Annotated in this window: 4 protein-coding genes; 1 reads left to right on the forward strand and 3 read right to left on the reverse strand. The window is 65.5% G+C overall.

Annotated elements, in window-relative coordinates:
- Nucleotides 1–121 precede the first annotated feature (121 nt).
- The gene (locus tag I6U14_RS14550) at nucleotides 122–466 is read left to right on the forward strand and encodes a hypothetical protein (RefSeq protein ID WP_296900237.1); all 345 of its coding nucleotides are present in this window, start codon (nucleotides 122–124) and stop codon (nucleotides 464–466) included.
- A gap of 190 nt (nucleotides 467–656) precedes the next feature.
- Here the strand turns inward: I6U14_RS14550 and I6U14_RS14555 are convergent, their stop codons facing one another.
- From I6U14_RS14555 to I6U14_RS14565, 3 genes are all read right to left on the reverse strand, one after another.
- A complete protein-coding gene (locus I6U14_RS14555; RefSeq protein WP_296900238.1) occupies nucleotides 657–1,181 on the reverse strand; it encodes a DUF302 domain-containing protein in 525 nt (174 codons plus the stop codon).
- A 96-nt stretch (nucleotides 1,182–1,277) separates the two neighbouring features.
- Nucleotides 1,278–1,973: a c-type cytochrome gene (locus I6U14_RS14560; protein ID WP_296900239.1), complete on the reverse strand. Its 696-nt coding sequence runs from the start codon at nucleotides 1,971–1,973 to the stop codon at nucleotides 1,278–1,280.
- Nucleotides 1,974–2,362: 389 nt separating this feature from the next.
- Nucleotides 2,363–2,998, reverse strand: a 636-nt coding sequence (locus I6U14_RS14565) for a DUF429 domain-containing protein (RefSeq protein ID WP_296900240.1), incomplete at its 5' end; no start/stop codon positions are given.

Here is a 2,998-nt window from a genome sequence, read left to right on the forward strand (position 1 = left end):
GCTCCTCGCAGCGATCCTCGCATCCACTACCCCGTGCCCCTCGGGCGGGCGTCGCGGAACTGTTCACCGTTTATGCGCAGGTTCGTTCAGCCGCTAACACCAGGAAGCCACTGGATCGCCCATGTCCCCGACCAAGCCCGATGTGCACGACTACGTGCAGCTCTTCCGTCAATACGGCGGCGAACTTTCCGGACTCTATCGAGCGACCGACGACAATCGCTATGCGCTGCTGTTCGAGCAGGTGGTGCGCCTGCTGGTGCGGCCGTCGCCTTTCAATCTGCGCCTGCCGGATACCTTCCGCATGACGGCACGGCGCTACCGCGACGGCCACCAGCCGACGGTGGCGCGGCTGCGTGAGCCCGCCAACCGCAACTTCATGCTCTGCGAGCTGTACGACCTGATCATGCTAAAAGGCGGTCTCGCGGTCCAGCGCGAGGATCGCTCAGGGCGCGATGCGCCAGCGTGAAGCCGGCCTACGGAAGCACATTGATTGACCGTCCTGGCCAAAAAGTGGCAAGGAGCCGGGCCTGGTCAGAAATTGGGCGGTCTCCCGACTCCTTAATGTTCAAGCCCTTGAGCGCTTGAAAACGGCGGGACTTCCTGCTCCGCCGGGAAACGCCAATCAATGGGCGTCTTCCCAAGGCGCAGCGGAGCCATCAGAACGCGCCAGTCGCGCCGGCGGTGATAATGGACAGCATCTCGCCGTTGATGGTGATGGCAATGGCCTGGAGCTCCGGAGGCAGCTCGTAGGCGTTGATGATCATGTCCAGGTTCAGCATCTCAAGCCAGTATTTGCCCTCGTTATCCTCCACCAGCGCGATGCTGCAGGGCATGTAGGCGGCGTAGATGGTGTTGAAGCGCACCATCTTGACGGCGTCCTCCGGCCGGCAGAACTGGAAGATTTCCAGCCGCGGGGAATCCACACCGCGCGACTCCAACTCTTTGCCAACGTTCTGATGGCCGACGAGCTTCATGTTCAGCTCGACCGCTTTGGAGTTCATGGCGTCGATGGCGTCGTCCGGCGTCACGCCCTCGGCCAGCCCAATCTTGAGCACCGTCTGACCGATCTCGTACATGTTCACGTCTGGTGCGTTTGCGGGGTCCTGGGCGAGGACAGTGGTCGCGGGGAGGACGCTGCCGAGCAGCAGGGCAGCGAGGCAGGGAAGCAGTGTTTTGGTCATGGATTTTGACTCCTCGGTGGATCTGCCGGGTGACGACGCGACTGGGTCTGGAGCCGGGCCGCACGATGGGATCTCATGCGGCCACGGGCCGGACACTCATTCGTCGTCTTCTTCTTTGTCGTCGAGGCTCGCGATGAAGGCCAGAATATCCAGCAGCTCCTCCTCCTCGTACGCGACGAAGGTCTCGTCCTCGGGATCGTCCGCGTGGATGCGCTCCTTGTTCATGAAGAGGTCGATCTGCCGCAGCAGATACTCATGATATTGGCCGCGCAGTGGCGGCGACTCCTTGCGCGTCTTGCCTTCGCCGCTGCGGCCATGACAGCTTTTGCAGTCGTACCTGTAGAGCTTCTTGCCCTTGCGCACGCTGCCGTCTTCGGGGCCCGGCACATCCAAGTCTACTTCCAAGTCTGAGATGTACGCCGCCAGGTTGACCAGATCCTGATCGCCGGCCGTCTTCAGTCCGCCCACTACCAGCATGGCATCGTAGCCGCGCTCCCCCTGTTGGTAGTCCTGTAGGGCGTTTAAGAGGTAGTAATCGGGCAGCCCCGCGATGCGCGGATACTTGCCCCCCAGGATGCCCTGGCCGCGCTGGCCGTGGCAGAGTGCGCATTGACGGAACATCACCTCCCCGGCTTTTCGGTCGGGCTCCATGTCCAGCAGGTCGACTTCGTCATCGTCTTCGTCGTCGGCGGCGAGGGCCAACGGCATTGCGAGCAGCAGCACGAGCACTATGCTGAGCAACAGCGGAGGCAGGTAAGAAAGGCGGGGTGAGAACGGGCGCTTCGGGGCCATGTGCAGACGCTCCAGGGTCCTGACGGGGTAATCCACCCGCCGGCTTTGCTGCCGGCTGGGTTGCAACGACCTGAGTCCTATGGACCTCGTGCCGTCGCCGTTGTTGTCGGTTCGGATGCTGTGCGCAGCGGCGGATCGCTCGCCGGCGGGCCTGTAGGCTCGCGCCGGTATCCCAACGGGAGCGGCCACGCCGCCATTGCCCGCATCAGCACCCTTCGGCCGCCGGTAACATAGAAGATCGGTGGGGCTCCTGCAACCGCGGACCCAATTGGGGGTTTACTGGCTAAGGGGTCCCGGCGGCTGGCAGTAGTCGGCGCCTTGTCCTCGGGCTGCGCTTCGCGCACCGTGCCCGCCTCGCTCTGGCGGCCCGGAGCCGATCAGCCGCGACGTCAAGCCAGTACGTAGAGCATCTCCATGGAGAGGCCCAGCGCGTCTTGCTGCGGCTCCTTCGGCAGTTGCCGACGGCGCTTCGCATCAGCAACAGCTGTCGCTGCCGTTACGGCCAGCACGGCTGCGTCCAAGATGTCGTCTGCAGCCACGGCTCGGCGCGGGTGGGCCTGCGACATGGCCTCGAGGTGACGCCGGCAATCCGGGGCCAGCCTGCCGAGCACGGCAAGCCGCTCGCGCCGTCCGGCTGGCGTGCGCTTGTTGTGCGCCATGGGTCGACCGCCGGCGAGACCCCATAGACAGACCTCTGGATGCGCCTCGCGCAGCCGCTCGTGCAGGGTGCTGTCCGCGGTGAGCAGCGCGTCCAGCTCGCGGATCTTGCCGGCGATGTTCCAGGTCTGCTGCGACAGAGCCACGCCCGTGTGGCGACGGTTCACGGCGCAGGCGCTGCGATAGTCGCCGGCGGCGAGGGCGGCCCGGCAGGGCGGGCGAAAGACGCTGCTGGCCCGCGGTCGGCCGAGCAGTGCCCGGGCGGCACGGGCGCAGCGACGCTCGGCGCTGCCCGTGGAGACGAGGCCGCTGGGACTGGCCACCAGACTCAGGGGGCTCGCCTCGGCCATCCGCGGGGAGGCCCCGGG

Origin of the sequence: Thiohalocapsa sp. (genome assembly GCF_019695415.1) — a bacterium.
Taxonomy (GTDB): Bacteria; Pseudomonadota; Gammaproteobacteria; order Chromatiales; family Chromatiaceae; genus Thiohalocapsa.

Bases quoted from the DNA above. Each gene is read 5' to 3' on its own strand.
- I6U14_RS14550 (WP_296900237.1), top strand. From the start codon at position 122: ATGTCCCCGACCAAGCCCGATGTGCACGACTACGTGCAGCTCTTCCGT.
- I6U14_RS14555 (WP_296900238.1), bottom strand. From the start codon at position 1,181: ATGACCAAAACACTGCTTCCCTGCCTCGCTGCCCTGCTGCTCGGCAGC.
- I6U14_RS14560 (WP_296900239.1), bottom strand. From the start codon at position 1,973: ATGGCCCCGAAGCGCCCGTTCTCACCCCGCCTTTCTTACCTGCCTCCG.